The sequence below is a fragment of the Sulfitobacter sp. 1A13353 genome (assembly GCF_043557255.1).
In the GTDB taxonomy this organism is placed as follows: Bacteria; Pseudomonadota; Alphaproteobacteria; order Rhodobacterales; family Rhodobacteraceae; genus Sulfitobacter; species Sulfitobacter faviae.
The window spans coordinates 230,550-245,651 of the sequence record NZ_JBIFFS010000007.1 but is presented as its reverse complement, the minus strand read 5'-3'; the positions used below and the strand labels follow the sequence as shown (position 1 = coordinate 245,651).

Sequence of the window (15,102 nt, the reverse complement as noted above, 5' to 3'; positions counted from 1 at the left end):
CGCCGCAGCGCAACATAATTTCAATGTTAAGAAGTATGCGTAGAAATACGTCAGAGCGCGCGTTGTCTGCGAAAACTACGCGGAATTCCTAAACAGAAATTTAATGGTTTTAGCTGACCGTCAGCCTCGACCCAATGATTAGGGGAGCCTTAACCAGTTAAAATGCCCCGGCCCTCGCCGGGGCGCTCTTGACCCGCGGAGGCGCGGGTCAAGTCTATCAATACGCTTCTAGAGCAAGCGCTTACCAGGAGGTGATGACCGTGCCCTGATAGCTTTCATCGATGAAGGTTTTGATCTCATCAGAGTGATAGGCCTTGAGCAATGTCTCAACCCATGCCGCTTCTTCGTCGCCTTTACGGACAGCGATGACGTTCACATAGGGGTTCTCGGCGCTTTCCATCGCGATGGAATCTTCCTTGGGGCTCAGGCCCGAGGCGATCGCGTAGTTGGTGTTGATCAAAGCCGCATCCAGATCGGCCAGCGAACGCGGCAGTTGCGCGGCGTCGAGTTCTTTGAAAGACAGATCCTTGGGGTTCTCGGTGATGTCGAGGACGGTCGGCACCAGACCTGCGGTCTCATCGACCTTGATCAAGCCGAGTTCTTGCAGAACCAACAGCGCGCGGCCACCGTTCGTGGGGTCGTTCGGGATGCCGAATGTTGAGCCTTCTTCGAGATCAGCAAGATCGGTGATCTTGTCGGAATAGACGCCCATCGGGGTGGTGATCGTGTTGCCGACCACGCTCAGCTCAAAGCCGCGGTCTTTCATCTGCGCTTCGAGATAGGGCACGTGCTGGAAAGAGTTCGCCTGAATGTCGCCATCGGCGAGCGCTTGGTTCGGCACCACATAGTCAGAGAATTCGACCACGTCGATTTCGAGGCCCATAGGCTCCGCGATGCGGGCGACTTCTTCCATGATTTCGGCATGTTCGCCGGGCGAAACGCCGACTTTAATCTCCTCGGCGGCAAGGCCAGTGGCCATCAGCGCCAGAACGGAGGTGAGTGTTGTAAGACGAAGCATAGTAGTCTCCTTAGATTGAGAGAACGGATGTAAGGCGCGGCCTATTGACCGCCACTTTTGGTGGCCCGTTTGTCCACGGCGCTGGCAATACGCTCGCCAATGGACTGCACAAGCTGCACCAGAACGATGAGGATGATCACGACAATCGCCATGACGTCGGGCATAAACCGCTGATATCCATAGCGGATACCCAGATCGCCCAGACCTTCGCCGCCCACGGCGCCGACCATGGCGGAGTAACCGATGAGGCTCACGATGGCGAGGGTGAGGCCCAAAGTGATGCTGGGCAGCGCCTCGGGCAGCAGCACCTTGCGGATGATTTGCAGCGGCGTCGCACCCATGGCACGGGCGGCTTCGATCAGGCCGGAATCGACCTCGCGAATGGCGTTTTCCACCAGCCGGGCGATGAAAGGCACCGTGGCGATGGTCAGCGGCACGATCGCCGCCGTGGTGCCAATCGAGGTGCCTGCGATCATGCGGGTGAAGGGAATGATGGCCACGACCAGAATGATGAACGGCACGGAGCGCGTGGCGTTCACCACCAGCCCCAGCACCTTGTTCACCCATGGCGACGACAGTAGCTCCCCGCGCTGCGAGGTGGCCAAAAACAGCCCCAGCGGCAGGCCGAAGAGCGTGCCGAGGATGGCCGAAATCGCCACCATATAAAGCGTTTGACCGGTGGCTTCGATCAATAGGTTAATCAGGTTAGCCGACATAGCCCAGCACCTCCGTCAGAAGCCCGTGTTGTTCCAAAAAGGCCCGCGCTTGGGCGGCCTGTGCCACGGGCATCGACACCAGCAGGTTGCCGAAGGGCCGCGTGCCGATCTCTTCCACCGCACCGGCAAGGATATTGACCGGAATGCCCATTTCTTGCGTCAATCGCGCCAGCATCGGATCGGTGGCATGGGTACCCGCAAATGTGACGCGGATGACCTCTTCGCCCCCTGCGGCGGGCGGGGTTTGGGTCAGGCGGTCTTTGACGAAGGCAGGCAGGGTGACGCCCGTCACGCCCGACAGGAAGGACCGCGTCGTCGCATGTTGCGACGCGGTGAAGATGTCATAGGTCTCCCCATGCTCCACGATGCGGCCCGCGTCGATCACCGCCACATGGCTCGCGATGTCGCGCACCACGGCCATCTCATGGGTGATCAGCAGGATCGTCAGCCCCAGATCGCGGTTAATATCTTTCAAGAGCGCCAGAACAGTTTGCGTGGTTTCGGGGTCGAGCGCCGATGTCGCCTCATCCGAAAGCAGCACCTTCGGCCCGGTGGCCAAGGCCCGCGCGATGCCGATACGCTGTTTCTGCCCGCCCGAAAGCTCCGCCGGATAGCGCCCCGCCTGCGCGCTCAGACCGACACGGTCGATCAGGTCGGCCACGCGCGGCTTGATCTGCGCGCTCGGCATTCCCGCCACTTCGAGCGGCAGCGCGATATTGCCCGCCACGGTGCGTGAAGACAGCAGGTTAAAGTGTTGAAAAATCATGCCAACGTCACGACGGATCGCGCGCAGCTTGCCGCCCTTGGCGCTGCCTACATCCTCACCCCCGACCAGCACTTTGCCGGTCGTCGGACGCTCCAACCCGTTGACCATCCGCAACAGGGTCGACTTGCCCGCCCCTGAACGCCCGATGATCCCGGTGATGGAGCCGGGCGCCACGTCAAGGGAAATCCCTTCGAGCGCGTTCACGGTCGCACCGCCCGCTTTGGTAAAGGCCTTGCCGACCTTGTCAAAGGCGATCGAGGCGCCTTCTGTCGTGATATCAGTCATTTTCCGTCCGGATCGGGGTGGGTTTCGAGTGGTGCCCCCGTAGATAGAACCCCTGCGGGCGATGCAAGGCATGATCATGCATAGCTGCCTTGTTTCTCGGGCCTATCTCTCGCCGCCGCATTCGCCCCTTGTGCCGCAAACCGATGGGGATGATTATATTCACGAATCGGAATGAATGATGGGAGGGGATCAGGTGAAGATTAACAGACGGATGGTGCTTGCCGGAATGGGGGCGGCCGCCCTCGCCCAAACGCCGCTGCGCGCCTTCGCGATGACCTCGGCCCAGATCGGCGGCTATGCGTTCATCAGCGTGAGCGACGGCAATCTGGTGCTGCCGCGCAGCTTTTTCTTCGAAGGTCTGCCGCAAGACGCGCTGGCGGAGGCTTTGGCGCCCTTCGACCTGCCGCAAGACCAGTTGGAGCCGCCTTGCAACCTGACGCTTTTGCGCAATGACGAGCGTGTGATCCTCTTTGACGCGGGCGCGGGCCCTGCCTTCATGCCCTCCGCCGGGGCGCTGCTTGGCAGCCTTGATGCCGCAGGCATCGCGCCGGAGGCGGTGACCGATGTGGTCTTTACCCATGGCCATCCCGACCACCTGTGGGGCGTGCTGGACGATTTCGACGATCTGGTCTTTCCCAATGCGCGCTACCATATGGGCCAAGTTGAATGGGACTATTGGCGCGATCCGGCGACGGTGGACCGGATTGGTGCGGCCCGCGCCGCCTTTGCCGTGGGGGCCGCGCGGCGGTTGGAAGCGATCGAGGATCGGGTGAGCCATTTCGCCGACGGGGACGAAGTGCTGCCCGGCATCACGGCGCAGGCCAGTTTCGGCCATACGCCCGGGCATATGTCCTTCCTTCTGGGTACGGGCGGTGATGCGCTGTTGATCGGCGGCGATGCCATTGGCAACCACCATCTTGCCTTCGCCCGCCCGGGCTGGGCCAGCGGATCGGACCAAGACCCCGAGCGAGGCGCGAGGACCCGGCAGCGTTTGCTCGATCGGCTGGCGCAGGAGCAAATCTGGCTGATGGGCTTCCACTTGCCGCAGGGCGGATTGGGCCGCGTCGAACGGAGTGGCGAAGGCTATCGTTTTCTGGGGGCCGCGCAATGAAGCACCTGATTTACGCCGCCGCCCTCCTGCTCGGCTCGAACGCCATGGCCAGCGGGGATATCGCCGATAAATACCCCGGCTCCCTGCTCTACGACAAACCCTATGAAGTCATTCCCGGCGTCTTTTCGGCCATCGGTGCGACGGCCCCGCCCACCTATGAAAACGCAGGCCATAACAACAACCTAAGCTTCATCGTGACCGGCGAAGGCGTTGTCGTAATCAACGGCGGCGCGGCCTATGGGCTGGCCGCGGCGCTGCATGATGAGATCAAGGCCGTGACCGACGAGCCGGTGAAATTGGTCTTTAACGAGAACGGTCAGGGCCACGCGGTTCTGGGCAACGGTTACTGGGCTGAGCAAGGCGTGCCGATCGTCGCGCATGCAGACGCCGCGCATGAAGTGGAGCGCTTTGGCGGCAGCATTCTGGAGGCCATGCAGCGCTACAACCGCGACCGGGCCGAGGGGACGGAGGTGCAGCTGCCGACCGAGACTTTCGAGGATGAATATATCGTCGAGATGGGCGGTTTCCGCATCGAGGCCCGCCACCTCGGCCCCGCGCACAGCCCCGGCGATATCGTGATCTGGCTGCCGAAGCAGAGCCTCGTAATCTCGGGCGACATGGCCTTTCACGAGCGCATGCTGCCGATCTTTCCCGACACGATGACCGCCGAATGGATCGAGACTTGGGAAACCGCATTTGAGCCGCTTGGGGCGCGTTATGTGATCCCCGGTCACGGGCATCCGACCAATATGGCGCAGGTCCGTCGCTTCACCCGGGATTATCTGTTCTACCTCCGCGCGCAGATCGCCGCCCATCTGGAGGCGGGCGGCGGTCTGGCCGAGGCTTACTATGTAGATCAATCGCCCTATGCGGGGCTTGATACTTTCGAGGAATTGGCGACGAAAAACGCAGGCCGCGTTTTTGAGCAGATGGAGTTCGAGTAGTGCGCCCCGCTACTTCCCCGCAAGGCTGAAGGGCTGTGATGCGGCCCCGTCGCGATACCAGCGCATGATCTTGCGGCGCTCTTCTTCCTCCATGAAGGACACATTGGCGGGGGGCATGGCATTGGTCACCCCCGCTTGCAGATAGATCTGCCGCGCGGCGCGGGCGATGTCGGCGGGTGTTTCAAGCAGCAGCCCTTTGGGCGCGCGGTGGATACCGTCGTAGAACGGCTCGCGCGCATGGCACATGGCGCAACGCCCCGGCACGATATTGGCCACCTCGTCAAACCCCTCGGCGCTGGCGAAAAGCTGCTCTGTTTCTGTCAGCGCACGGGCCTCTGCTGCTTCGATATCGTCTTGCATCAGGGGCGCGGTTGAGAGCCACATGATCGCCACGAACAAAAGCGCGGTCACGCCCCATGTCCAATGCGGGCCCTTTCCGGTCGCGTGCATCGTGTTGAAGTAATGCCGGATCGTCACCCCCATCAAGAAGACCAGCGCGGCGATCAGCCAGTTGTACTCGGTCGCAAACGCCAGTGGATAGTGGTTGCTAAGCATCAGGAAGATGACCGGCAGCGTCAGGTAGTTGTTGTGGGTCGAGCGCAGCTTGGCGATCTTGCCGTATTTCGCGTCCGGCGTGCGCCCTTCTTGGAGGTCCTTCACCACGATGCGTTGGTTCGGCATGATGATGAAAAACACGTTCGCCGTCATGATCGTCGCTGTAAATGCCCCCAGATGCAGCAGCGCCGCGCGGCCCGTAAAGACTTGGTTGTAGCCCCAGGCCATGGCCACCAGCAGCACGAACAAAAGCAGCATCAGCACCGTGGGCCGGTTGCCGAGCTGCGATTTGCACAGGAAATCGTAGATCAGCCAGCCCAGTGTCAGCGACCCCGCCGAGATCAGGATGCCTTGGAAGACCGAGAGGTCCGCCTTGGCCGGGTCTATGAGGTAAAGCTCCGCGCCCGCCCAATAGACCACCATCAAGAGCGCGGCCCCTGACAGCCACGTCGAATAGCTCTGCCATTTGTGCCAGATCAGGTGCTCGGGCATGTTTTCGGGTGCCACGAGATACTTCTGAATGTGATAGAAGCCGCCGCCATGGACCTGCCATTCCTCGCCAAAAGCGCCCGCGGGCAGATGCGGCACCTTGCGCAGGCCTAGGTCGAGCGCGATGAAGTAGAAGGACGCGCCGATCCATGCCATGGCGGTGATGACATGCACCCAGCGGATGGCAAAGCCGATCCAATCCCAGATGATGGCTAAGTCGTGCATGAGGTCTCTCCGGATGATTCACCGGGCAGACTATTCAATCGCGGATTTTACCGCTAGATTTGGCATTCCCTAAACTCTATCAAAAGTTCCCGATAAATGTCCTATTTCGACAACATCCGCACCTTCGTGCGTGTCTACGAGCTTGGCAGCATGTCGGCGGCGGCACGCGACCAGCGGGTCTCGCCTGCCGTGGCCTCGGCGCGGATCACCCAGCTTGAGGGGCATCTGGGCGTGCGATTGTTCCAGCGCACCACACGCAGCCTGTCGGCCACCGAACAGGGGCGCATTTTCTACGATGGCGCTTGCAAGATCCTCGCCTCCGTGGCCGAGGCCGAGGCGGGCATCGAGGACGTTACCGAGAACCCCCGTGGCACGCTGCATGTGGCAGCGCCTCTGGGCGTGGGGCGGCGGCTGATCGCGCCGCATGTGCCTGCGTTTTCCGAGACTTATCCGCTGGTTGACGTGCGGCTGCGCCTCAGCGACCGCAAGCTCGATCTCACCGCCGAAGGGTTGGACGTGGCCTTTTTTCTGGGTCGCCCGCAGGATTCTACACTACGGATCCGCAAAGTGGCCGATTGCGAGCGCGTGCTCTGCGCCAGCCCGGCCTATGTCGCGGCGCATGGGCATCCCCGCTCGGGGGCCGAGATCGACCGCGGCCAGCACAATTGCCTCAACCTGCGCTTTCCCGGCGCGACCGAATTTCAATGGCAGCTACAAGGACCTGAAGGCGCGGTGAAATACGATGTGCGCGGGCGGTTTGAGAGTGACGATGGCGACGTGCTGACCGATTGGGCGCTGGCCGGCGCGGGCATCGCCATGAAGCCGATCTTTGAGATCGCCGAACATTTGCAAAGCGGCGCTTTGGTGCGGGTCGTGGAAGACACGCCGCCCCTGCCCGTTCAAATGGCCTGCCTCTACACCCATCGCCGCCACCAAGACCCGAAAACACGGCTCTTCATGGACTTCATGATCGCGCGGATGGAAGACGCGCTAAAGGTCTAGCTGCCCCGGTAGGTGGAATAGCCGAAGGGCGAGAGCAGCAGCGGCACGTGGTAATGCGCGGCCTCAGACATGCCGAAACGCAACGGGACGACATCCAGAAAACGCGGCTCTTCCGCCGGGGCGCCCTGCGCGTCGAGGTAATCGCCGCAGTGGAACAGCAGCTCATAGGTGCCGGTTTCGAACTCCGCCGCGGGCAGGATCTGCTCATCGGTGCGGCCATCGGCATTGGTGGTGAGGCTGCGCAGATGGGTGCGCGTCTCGCCCTCCAGACGATAGAGGTCGATCTTCAGCCCCGCCGCCGGGCAGCCGCGCGCGGTGTCCAATACATGTGTTGTCAGATAGCCTGTCATCATACCCTCCGTGCCTAACCCTTGATCGCCCGCGCCGCGCCCGAGCGAAAGTGCCCTTTTCACGATAGTCTTTCAGGAATTAATTGAAAGCAATCCAAGACCTTCCGGTCTAGACAGAGAACGACAGAAGGAGAACGACATGACTCGCTACCCCCGCGACATGCAGGGTTACGGCCCCACCCCCCCAGATGCACAATGGCCCGGTGGCGCGAAGATCGCCGTGCAGCTGGTGCTGAACTACGAAGAAGGCGGTGAGAACAACATCCTGCATGGGGATGCGGCGTCAGAAGCGTTCCTGTCCGAGATCGTCGGCGCCGCGCAATGGCCGGGCCAGCGTCATGCCAATATGGAATCGATCTATGAATACGGCGCGCGCGCAGGGTTCTGGCGGCTACACCGTCTGATGAAAGACCTGCCCGTCACGGTCTATGGCGTCGCCACGGCGCTGGCGCGCTCGCCCGTACAGGTCGCCGCGATGATCGACGCAGGCTGGGAGATGGCGACCCACGGTCTGAAATGGATCGAACACAAGGACATGGCAGAAGACGCAGAGCGCGCGGCCATCGCCGAGGCAATCCGCCTGCATACCGAAGTAACCGGCCAAGCGCCGCGCGGTTTTTATTGTGGGCGCTCGTCCGAGAACACGTTGCGCCTTGCGGCAGAGACCGGGCAGTTCGCCTATGTGGCCGACGCCTATGCCGATGATCTGCCCTATTGGATGGAGGCCGGTGACCGCGACCAGTTGATTGTGCCCTATACGCTCGACGCAAACGACATGCGTTTCGCGACGCCGCAGGGGTTCAACGCGGGCGCGCAGTTCTTCGACTACCTCAAAGCCAGTTTCGACGCGCTTTACCGCGAAGGGGTCGAGGGCGCGCCGAAGATGCTCTCGGTCGGGTTGCACTGCCGCCTAATCGGCCGCCCCGGTCGGGTCGAGGCGCTGCGCCAGTTCATCGAATACGCCCAAAGCCACGAGGGCGTTTGGTTCGCCACCCGTGAGCAGATTGCGGATCACTGGGCCGCCACCCATCCGCACCAGCGCCGCGCGCGTCCCAGCCAGATGGACCGCGAGACCTTCGTCGCCGAATACGGCAGCATCTTTGAGCACTCTCCGTGGATCGCCGAGGGCGCCCATGCGCTGGAACTGGGCGCGGGTCATGACACCGCCGTCGGTCTCCACAACGCTCTGGCACGGATCTTCCGCTCCGCCTCAGATTCGCAGCGCCTCGGCGTGCTGCAGGCCCACCCCGATCTGGCGGGCAAACTGGCGCAGGCCAAGCGGCTGACGGCTGAGAGCACCTCGGAACAGGCCGCCGCGGGGCTGGATGCGCTGACGGATGAGGAGCGGGGAACCTTTACCCAGTTGAACGACCGCTATGTCGAAAAACACGGTTTCCCCTTCATCATCGCCGTGCGCGACCACGACAAGGCGGGCATCCTCGCCGCTTTCAAGCGCCGCATCGACAATGACCGCGACACCGAGTTTGCCGAGGCCTGCCGCCAGGTCGAACGAATCGCGCAGCTGCGCCTGAAAGACCTGCTGCCATGAGCAGACAGATCCTGCTCCAGCCCCTCACCGCCGAGGCTTTCGCCCCCTTCGGCGAGGTGCTGGAAGTGCGCGGGGCGCCCGACAAGATCATCAACCAAGGGCTTTGCGGGCGGCATCACGATCTGGCCGATCTCGACTTTGGCGGGGGCCGCGCGGGCATCAGCGTCTTTAACGCAGAGCCGCGCGCCCTGCCCTTCACCCTTGAGATGGTCGAGCGGCATCCGCTTGGCGTGCAGGCCTTTCTGCCGATGCACCAAAACCCCTATCTGGTGGTCGTCGCCCCCGATGACGCAGGCCGCCCCGGCCCCTTGCAGGCGTTTCTCGCAGGCCCCGGTCAGGGCGTGAACTACCGCCGCAATACATGGCACGCGGTTTGCTGCCCGCTGAGCGCCCCCGGTCTTTTCGCCGTGGTCGACCGGATCGGCGAAGGCGACAATTTGGAAGAACATTGGTTCGATCAGCCGTGGGAGGTGGTCGCAGCCAAGGAATAACCGTCATGCCCTCATCAGAAGCGGCAGACGGGATCGGTCAATAGGGAGAATGACATGACTGACGCTTCACTGGGCACGCCGGCGCAACTGCGCGACCCGAATTATACCCCCGCGCTGTCCAAGGCCGTGCCCTTGGGCATTCAGCATGTCTTGGCGATGTTCGTCTCCAACGTGACCCCCGCGATCATCGTGGCGGGGGCTGCGGGCTTTGGCTTTGGCTCGGACGCCGGGGCGCAGGGGTTTCCCGACATGACCTATCTGATCCAGATGTCGATGCTCTTCGCGGGCATCGCCACGCTGTTTCAGACCATTGGCATGGGGCCGGTGGGCGCACGGCTGCCTATCGTGCAGGGTACGAGTTTCGCCTTCCTGCCCATCATGATCCCGCTGGTCGCGGGCAAAGGGGTCGAGGCGCTGCCCGCGCTCTTTGGCGGCGTGCTGGTCGGCGGGCTGTTTCATGTGCTGCTGGGTACTTTCATTGGGCGCATTCGCTTTGCCCTGCCCCCGCTGGTAACTGGGCTGGTGGTGACGATGATCGGCCTCGCGCTGGTCAAGGTGGGCATCCAATATGCCGCCGGGGGTGTGCCTGCGATCAACAGCCCCGAATACGGCAGCCTATTGAACTGGTCGGCGGCGCTGGTGGTGATCGTGGCGACGCTGGGGCTGAAGTTCTTCGCCCGGGGCATGCTATCGGTCTCCGCCGTGGTGATCGGCATTGGGGTGGGCTATCTTTATGCGCTGGCGATGGGGATGGTCACCTTTGAGGGCATCACCACTAGTTGGAATCGCGCCGCCGCCGTGGCGCTGCCCGTGCCCTTTGCCTATGGGTTCGAGTTCAGCTTCGCCGCCATCGTCGGTTTCTGCCTGATGGCCTTCGTCTCGGCGGTTGAGACCGTCGGCGATGTCTCGGGCATCACCAAGGGCGGCGCGGGGCGTGAGGCGACGGATGCCGAGATCACGGGTGCCACCTATGCTGACGGTTTGGGCAGCGCGGTGGCCGGGGTCTTTGGTGGGTTTCCCAATACCTCTTTCAGCCAGAACGTCGGCCTCATCGCGATGACCGGCGTGATGAGCCGCCATGTGGTGACCGTGGGCGCGCTGTTTCTGATCCTTTGCGGACTGGTGCCCAAGGTCGGCGCGGTGATCCGCACAATTCCCATCGAAGTGCTGGGCGGCGGGGTGATCGTGATGTTCGGCATGGTGGTCGCGGCGGGCATCTCGATGCTGTCGGACGTGAACTGGAACCGCCGCAACATGGTGATCTTCGCGATCTCGCTTTCGATCGGGCTGGGGCTGCAACTCGACCCCAAGGCAGTGCAATACCTGCCCGACACGCTGCGGGTGCTGATGACCAGCGGGCTGCTGCCTGCCGCGCTGATCGCGATTGTGCTGAACTTGGTGTTGCCCGAGCAATTGTCGGATGAGGCGACGGAGGAGGTTTCCGGCGGGCTTTCGGGGCATGGTTCGGGGTCGTTGGAGAAGCGGGTTTGATGATGAAGGGGCGCCCGATGCGGCGCCCCTTTGTTGTGACCAACTCGGCTCGATACAATGAGATAGGCAACCGGCTAGCGCATGTCGCTTAAGACCACCGATTTTGGAAACCACCTTGGTCCGGAATCAAGCCGAAGGCGCCGGGCCATCGCCTGCCCGCCCCACCGGGTAGGCGATTTGGCGAGGCTGGGCGTAACCTAGCGAGCACACATCATGACTGAACCATAAAGTGGCACGAACCAAGGTATGTTCGCCCACCCGCGGGCAGGCGCTGGCCCTCAGAGCTAAATTCGGTCCGAAGAAGCAAACCTGCCTGTTCTCACCGCAGACGGCAACCACCCCACCGAGAGACCAAGTCGCAGGCGCTGGCCCTCACCGCTTCACCGCAGCTTCATATGCCGGTTCACGTCCTTATAGAGCAGATACCGGAACGGCCCCGGTCCACCCGCATAGCAGGCCTGCGGGCAAAAGGCGCGGAGCCACATGAAATCACCCGCTTCGACCTCGACCCAATCCTTGTTGAGCCGGTAGACCGCCTTGCCTTCCAGCACATAGAGCCCGTGTTCCATCACATGAGTCTCGCAAAAGGGGATCACTCCACCGGGCTGTAGCGTGACGATGGTCACATGCATGTCATGGCGCAGATCCTGCGGATCCACGAACCGTGTCGTCGCCCAGACCCCATTGGTATCGGGCATCACATTCGGCTCGATGTCCTGCTCGTTCAGCACCAGCGGATCGGGGCGGTCCAGCCCCTCCACCGCCTCATAGGCTTTGCGGATCCAGTGAAAGCGCGTCACGGCGCCGCTGTCGTTTTTCAGCGTCCAATCGGCCCCCGCTGGGATATAGGCATAGCTGCCCTCGCGCATCGCGTGCTGCTGGCCCTCAACGGTCAGGGTAAAGCCTCCCTCGACCACGAAAAGCACCCCCTCCGCCTGCGCATCAAGCTCGGGCCGGTCCGAGCCGCCACCGGGCTGCACTTCCATAATATATTGCGAAAACGTCTCGGCAAAGCCGGTCATCGGGCGGGCGATGACCCAAAGCCGCGTGCCTTCCCAGAACGGCAGGAATGAGGTCACGATATCGCGCATCGTACCGCGCGGGAGAACGGCATAGGCCTCTGTAAAGACCGCGCGATCTGACAAAAGCGTTTTTTGATCCGGGTGGCCGCCGGTGGGTGCGAAATAGCTTGGGGGGGTCATCAACTCTCTCCGTCGGAATGGACTGCAGAATTGCCGCTTCCCAGGCCGAGGCCAAGGGTTTTATCGCTGAAGGATTGTTCGGTGATATTTGATAGTCCCGACCCCGCTTAGGGCTGAGAAACAAACCGGCCCCGCCTGCCGCGGCCGGTCTGCGCAGAGAGCAGCCTCAGAAGAAAGCCGCCGCTTCCAGCTCAACTGTAATCACCCCGATGATTGCGCCGTTCGACGGCTCCGTGATCGGCATCAAGACGCGGCTTTGATGGGCCTTCGACCTCTCGTCAACGGCCACCTGATCAATCACGAAAATCCCCGACGGCGGCGAAAAACGAATGCTGTTCTTGGGCTTGCCGCCCTTGAAATAGACCGAGGCGCTGCCGCTGGAGACCACGGTCAGCCCATAGGCATCCAGCAAAGTCACCCCGGCGATCTGACCCTCGGCGCGGGCGATCTGCGTTTGGAGAAAGGCGGCAGCAATCGGAGCTTTCAGCTGGGGCACCCCGGCGCCCGGCCCGGTGACTGCCGCCGGCGTGACCGCCAGCGCATTCATTTCGCGGTGCCGCTCATTCTGCTGTGCGATCGCATCGACGATGCGGGCATCATTGACCCAAGACAGCAATTCGCGGTCGATGTAATCGTTCACTGCCCAAGGCACTTCGGAGGCGGAAACCTTGAGCCCGGAACACAGGATGAAGATGAGCGATACAAGTGGCAGGTGTCGTAGCATCGGGGAGCCCTCATGAGGTAGGCGGCACAAATACCGCGGGAGAGCTACACCCTAACGTTTGACTGGTTTACGCCCCGTGAACGGCGATGGCGGCTTAACCCTCTTCGCCCTTAAACCCTGTCGCCACCACGAATTTCTCCGATGAATCGGGGCGGCTGGCAGGTGGTTTGATATTGGCGACCTTGGCAAAACGGCGCTTGAGCAGCTTTTGCAACTCACCTTCCGCGCCGCCTGCCAGCACCTTGGCCACGAATGTGCCGCCCTCTTCCAACACATCGAAAGCGAAATAGGCCGCCGCCTCGCAAAGCGCGATGATGCGCAAATGGTCGGTCTGTTTATGCCCGGATGAGGCCGCGGCCATGTCCGACATCACCACATCTGCCTTGCCGCCGAGCCATTCCTTGACCTTGAGGTCGGCTTCATCCTCCATGAAGTCGAGCTGGTGCAACTCGCAGCCCGCAATCGGCTCCATCTCTTGTAGGTCAACGCCCAGAATGGTGCCCTGCGCCTTGCCCTTCTTTTCGCCCAATACGTTGCAGCGCTTGACGGCGACCTGACACCAACCGCCCGGCGCGGCGCCAAGGTCCACCACCCGCGCGCCGGGGACGAGGAACCGATATTTATCGTCCAATTCCATGATCTTATAAGCCGCCCGCCCGCGATAGCCTTCGGCCTGCGCGCGCTTGACATAAGGATCGTTCAACTGCCGCTGCAGCCAGCGGGTCGAGCTAAGCTTGCGCCCGCGTGCGGATTTCACCTTGACCTTGAGATCACGCTGACCGCGCCCCGAGGTGTTCTTTCCGTCCGGTGTCTTGGCCATTAAAAGACCCCTTCTTCTAATACGCCATCGGCGCTCATCTGTGCATATAGCAGGCCTTCGCGTAGACCGCGATCCGCAACTGACAGCCTGTCGGTCGGCCAGCAGCGCATCAAGGCTTGCAAGATCGCCGCCCCCGACATGATCAGCGCCGCCCGGTCTTGCCCGATGCGCGGATCGGCGCGCCGCCCGCCCGGCCCCATGGCGATATAGGAATGAATCACCTTGTCGATCTGGGCGCTGGTCATGCTGAGGCCATCGACCTTTGTCCGGTCATAGCGCTTCAGGTTCAGGTGGCTTGCCGCCACGGTGGTCACGGTGCCCGAGGTGCCGACGATCTGGAACCGCTTTTGCGACTGGATCGTCTGATAGGGCGTAAAATCGGTGAGGTTCTCTTCGAAAAACCAACTCATCAGCGCAAAGCGCGCGGCATCGTCTTCGACATCCGAAAATTGATCGCGCAGGGTGGCCACCCCCAAAGGCACGCTGATCCAATCCACCACCCGGGCGGCGGGGACATCGGATTTCGCCTGATAGAACCCGCCCTGAAGCCGCATGATCGAGCGTGCGCGGTCGGCCCGCGGCACTTTGGAAATGTCGATCCAGACCAACTCGGTCGAGCCGCCGCCGATGTCCACCACCAGCAGGTTTTCCGTCTTGCGGCTGACCAGCGGCGCGCAGGAGATCACGGCAAGCTGGGCTTCTTCTTCGGGGCGGATAATGTCGAGCTTGAGACCGGTCTCGCGCTGGATACGGCGCATGAACTCCGCCCCGTTCTGCGCGCGGCGGCAGGCTTCGGTCGCGACAAGACGCATGTTCTGCACCTTGTTGCGCCGCAACTTTTGCTGACAGATGCGCAATGCCTGAATGGTGCGCGCCATTGATCCGCGCGAAAGCCGCCCGGTCTTTTCCAAACCGGCACCCAATTGCACCGATTTCGAAAAACTGTCCACCACATGGAAACCGCTGCCCCGAGGCTGTGCGATCAACATGCGGCAGCTATTTGTACCCAGATCTAGGGCCGCATATAGCTCATTAGATCTGGGCGGAACTGGCGCGGGGCTCAGAGCCGGAATGTCTTTGTCGAGCGCACCCGCACCTTTGGGACGCTGTGGCGCCATGGTTACGCGCCTTTCATATCGAGTTGCCCCCAAGGTATTCCCTGCGCCCAGCCGGTGCAAGTGGTCGCAGTGCCTTGGGCCAATTTCCGCGGCGTCCGCGGGGCGCCCTCGCCCCGCCATCAGGGCCACCTCACAATCATCTTGAGAATAATGGGGGCGCCGCCCCCTCGTGATGGCAGGGTCAATGCGCTATCACCTCTCCCAAGTCGCGGATGGGTCGTGTTTTGTCGAAAAACGTCCCTGTCC

Annotated in this window: 15 protein-coding genes; 6 read left to right on the top strand and 9 right to left on the bottom strand. The window is 62.1% G+C overall.

Features of this window, described 5'->3' with window-relative positions; genetic code table 11:
• Positions 1-241: 241 nt before the first annotated feature.
• Genes ACGYLO_RS17380 through ACGYLO_RS17370 form a run of 3 tightly spaced genes read right to left on the bottom strand, consistent with a single transcriptional unit; the run spans position 242 to position 2,785 of the window.
• On the bottom strand, positions 242-1,018 hold the full coding sequence (locus ACGYLO_RS17380) for a MetQ/NlpA family ABC transporter substrate-binding protein (protein ID WP_271687310.1): 777 nt from the start codon (positions 1,016-1,018) through the stop codon (positions 242-244).
• A 41-nt stretch (positions 1,019-1,059) separates the two neighbouring features.
• Positions 1,060-1,734, bottom strand: coding sequence for a methionine ABC transporter permease (locus tag ACGYLO_RS17375; protein WP_271687311.1), 675 nt, complete (start codon positions 1,732-1,734; stop codon positions 1,060-1,062).
• A complete protein-coding gene (locus ACGYLO_RS17370) occupies positions 1,724-2,785 on the bottom strand; it encodes a methionine ABC transporter ATP-binding protein (protein WP_271687312.1) in 1,062 nt (353 codons plus the stop codon). Before ACGYLO_RS17370 ends, ACGYLO_RS17375 begins: the two co-directional genes overlap by 11 nt.
• A gap of 193 nt (positions 2,786-2,978) precedes the next feature.
• Between ACGYLO_RS17370 and ACGYLO_RS17365 the strand changes: the two genes are divergently transcribed.
• On the top strand, positions 2,979-3,896 hold the full coding sequence (locus tag ACGYLO_RS17365; RefSeq protein WP_271687313.1) for an MBL fold metallo-hydrolase: 918 nt from the start codon (positions 2,979-2,981) through the stop codon (positions 3,894-3,896).
• Complete coding sequence (locus tag ACGYLO_RS17360; protein ID WP_271687315.1) at positions 3,893-4,840, top strand: MBL fold metallo-hydrolase; 948 nt, start codon at positions 3,893-3,895, stop codon at positions 4,838-4,840. Before ACGYLO_RS17365 ends, ACGYLO_RS17360 begins: the two co-directional genes overlap by 4 nt.
• A 9-nt stretch (positions 4,841-4,849) precedes the next feature.
• On the opposite strand, the gene ACGYLO_RS17355 is transcribed toward ACGYLO_RS17360, so the two are convergent.
• The gene (locus ACGYLO_RS17355) at positions 4,850-6,109 is read right to left on the bottom strand and encodes a urate hydroxylase PuuD (protein ID WP_168613207.1); all 1,260 of its coding nucleotides are present in this window, start codon (positions 6,107-6,109) and stop codon (positions 4,850-4,852) included.
• 96 nt (positions 6,110-6,205) lie between these two features.
• Between ACGYLO_RS17355 and ACGYLO_RS17350 the strand changes: the two genes are divergently transcribed.
• Positions 6,206-7,111, top strand: coding sequence for a LysR family transcriptional regulator (locus ACGYLO_RS17350; protein WP_271687317.1), 906 nt, complete (start codon positions 6,206-6,208; stop codon positions 7,109-7,111).
• Here ACGYLO_RS17350 and uraH read toward each other — a convergent pair.
• Positions 7,108-7,461 carry a hydroxyisourate hydrolase gene (gene uraH / locus ACGYLO_RS17345; protein WP_271687318.1) on the bottom strand — a complete coding sequence of 118 codons (354 nt, stop codon included), beginning with the start codon at positions 7,459-7,461 and terminating at the stop codon, positions 7,108-7,110. The genes ACGYLO_RS17350 and uraH overlap by 4 nt on opposite strands.
• A gap of 139 nt (positions 7,462-7,600) precedes the next feature.
• Between uraH and puuE the strand changes: the two genes are divergently transcribed.
• The 3 genes from puuE to ACGYLO_RS17330 are packed head-to-tail and all read left to right on the top strand — an operon-like array spanning position 7,601 to position 10,992.
• The gene (gene puuE, locus ACGYLO_RS17340) at positions 7,601-9,010 is read left to right on the top strand and encodes an allantoinase PuuE (RefSeq protein WP_271687320.1); all 1,410 of its coding nucleotides are present in this window, start codon (positions 7,601-7,603) and stop codon (positions 9,008-9,010) included.
• Positions 9,007-9,501: an ureidoglycolate lyase gene (locus ACGYLO_RS17335; protein WP_271687321.1), complete on the top strand. Its 495-nt coding sequence runs from the start codon at positions 9,007-9,009 to the stop codon at positions 9,499-9,501. Before puuE ends, ACGYLO_RS17335 begins: the two co-directional genes overlap by 4 nt.
• Positions 9,502-9,555: 54 nt before the next feature.
• Positions 9,556-10,992 (top strand): nucleobase:cation symporter-2 family protein, encoded by a 1,437-nt coding sequence (locus tag ACGYLO_RS17330; RefSeq protein WP_271687322.1) that lies wholly within the window; start codon positions 9,556-9,558, stop codon positions 10,990-10,992.
• A gap of 380 nt (positions 10,993-11,372) precedes the next feature.
• On the opposite strand, the gene ACGYLO_RS17325 is transcribed toward ACGYLO_RS17330, so the two are convergent.
• The 4 genes from ACGYLO_RS17325 to ACGYLO_RS17310 form a co-directional block, all read right to left on the bottom strand.
• Positions 11,373-12,194, bottom strand: a complete 822-nt coding sequence (locus ACGYLO_RS17325) for a bifunctional allantoicase/(S)-ureidoglycine aminohydrolase (RefSeq protein WP_271687323.1) — start codon at positions 12,192-12,194, stop codon at positions 11,373-11,375.
• Between the two features lie 166 nt (positions 12,195-12,360).
• The gene (locus ACGYLO_RS17320) at positions 12,361-12,918 is read right to left on the bottom strand and encodes a hypothetical protein (RefSeq protein ID WP_271687325.1); all 558 of its coding nucleotides are present in this window, start codon (positions 12,916-12,918) and stop codon (positions 12,361-12,363) included.
• A 94-nt stretch (positions 12,919-13,012) separates the two neighbouring features.
• A complete protein-coding gene (locus ACGYLO_RS17315; protein WP_276154325.1) occupies positions 13,013-13,738 on the bottom strand; it encodes an RlmE family RNA methyltransferase in 726 nt (241 codons plus the stop codon).
• The gene (locus ACGYLO_RS17310) at positions 13,738-14,856 is read right to left on the bottom strand and encodes a Ppx/GppA phosphatase family protein (RefSeq protein WP_067266266.1); all 1,119 of its coding nucleotides are present in this window, start codon (positions 14,854-14,856) and stop codon (positions 13,738-13,740) included. The genes ACGYLO_RS17315 and ACGYLO_RS17310 overlap by 1 nt, the downstream gene beginning before the upstream one ends.
• Between the last annotated feature and the right edge of the window lie 246 nt (positions 14,857-15,102).

Bases quoted from the DNA above. Each gene is read 5' to 3' on its own strand.
- ACGYLO_RS17320 (WP_271687325.1), bottom strand. From the start codon at position 12,918: ATGCTACGACACCTGCCACTTGTATCGCTCATCTTCATCCTGTGTTCC.
- ACGYLO_RS17315 (WP_276154325.1), bottom strand. From the start codon at position 13,738: ATGGCCAAGACACCGGACGGAAAGAACACCTCGGGGCGCGGTCAGCGT.
- ACGYLO_RS17370 (WP_271687312.1), bottom strand. From the start codon at position 2,785: ATGACTGATATCACGACAGAAGGCGCCTCGATCGCCTTTGACAAGGTC.
- ACGYLO_RS17375 (WP_271687311.1), bottom strand. From the start codon at position 1,734: ATGTCGGCTAACCTGATTAACCTATTGATCGAAGCCACCGGTCAAACG.
- ACGYLO_RS17325 (WP_271687323.1), bottom strand. From the start codon at position 12,194: ATGACCCCCCCAAGCTATTTCGCACCCACCGGCGGCCACCCGGATCAA.
- ACGYLO_RS17380 (WP_271687310.1), bottom strand. From the start codon at position 1,018: ATGCTTCGTCTTACAACACTCACCTCCGTTCTGGCGCTGATGGCCACT.
- uraH (WP_271687318.1), bottom strand. From the start codon at position 7,461: ATGACAGGCTATCTGACAACACATGTATTGGACACCGCGCGCGGCTGC.
- ACGYLO_RS17360 (WP_271687315.1), top strand. From the start codon at position 3,893: ATGAAGCACCTGATTTACGCCGCCGCCCTCCTGCTCGGCTCGAACGCC.
- ACGYLO_RS17335 (WP_271687321.1), top strand. From the start codon at position 9,007: ATGAGCAGACAGATCCTGCTCCAGCCCCTCACCGCCGAGGCTTTCGCC.
- ACGYLO_RS17330 (WP_271687322.1), top strand. From the start codon at position 9,556: ATGACTGACGCTTCACTGGGCACGCCGGCGCAACTGCGCGACCCGAAT.
- ACGYLO_RS17355 (WP_168613207.1), bottom strand. From the start codon at position 6,109: ATGCACGACTTAGCCATCATCTGGGATTGGATCGGCTTTGCCATCCGC.
- ACGYLO_RS17310 (WP_067266266.1), bottom strand. From the start codon at position 14,856: ATGGCGCCACAGCGTCCCAAAGGTGCGGGTGCGCTCGACAAAGACATT.
- ACGYLO_RS17350 (WP_271687317.1), top strand. From the start codon at position 6,206: ATGTCCTATTTCGACAACATCCGCACCTTCGTGCGTGTCTACGAGCTT.
- puuE (WP_271687320.1), top strand. From the start codon at position 7,601: ATGACTCGCTACCCCCGCGACATGCAGGGTTACGGCCCCACCCCCCCA.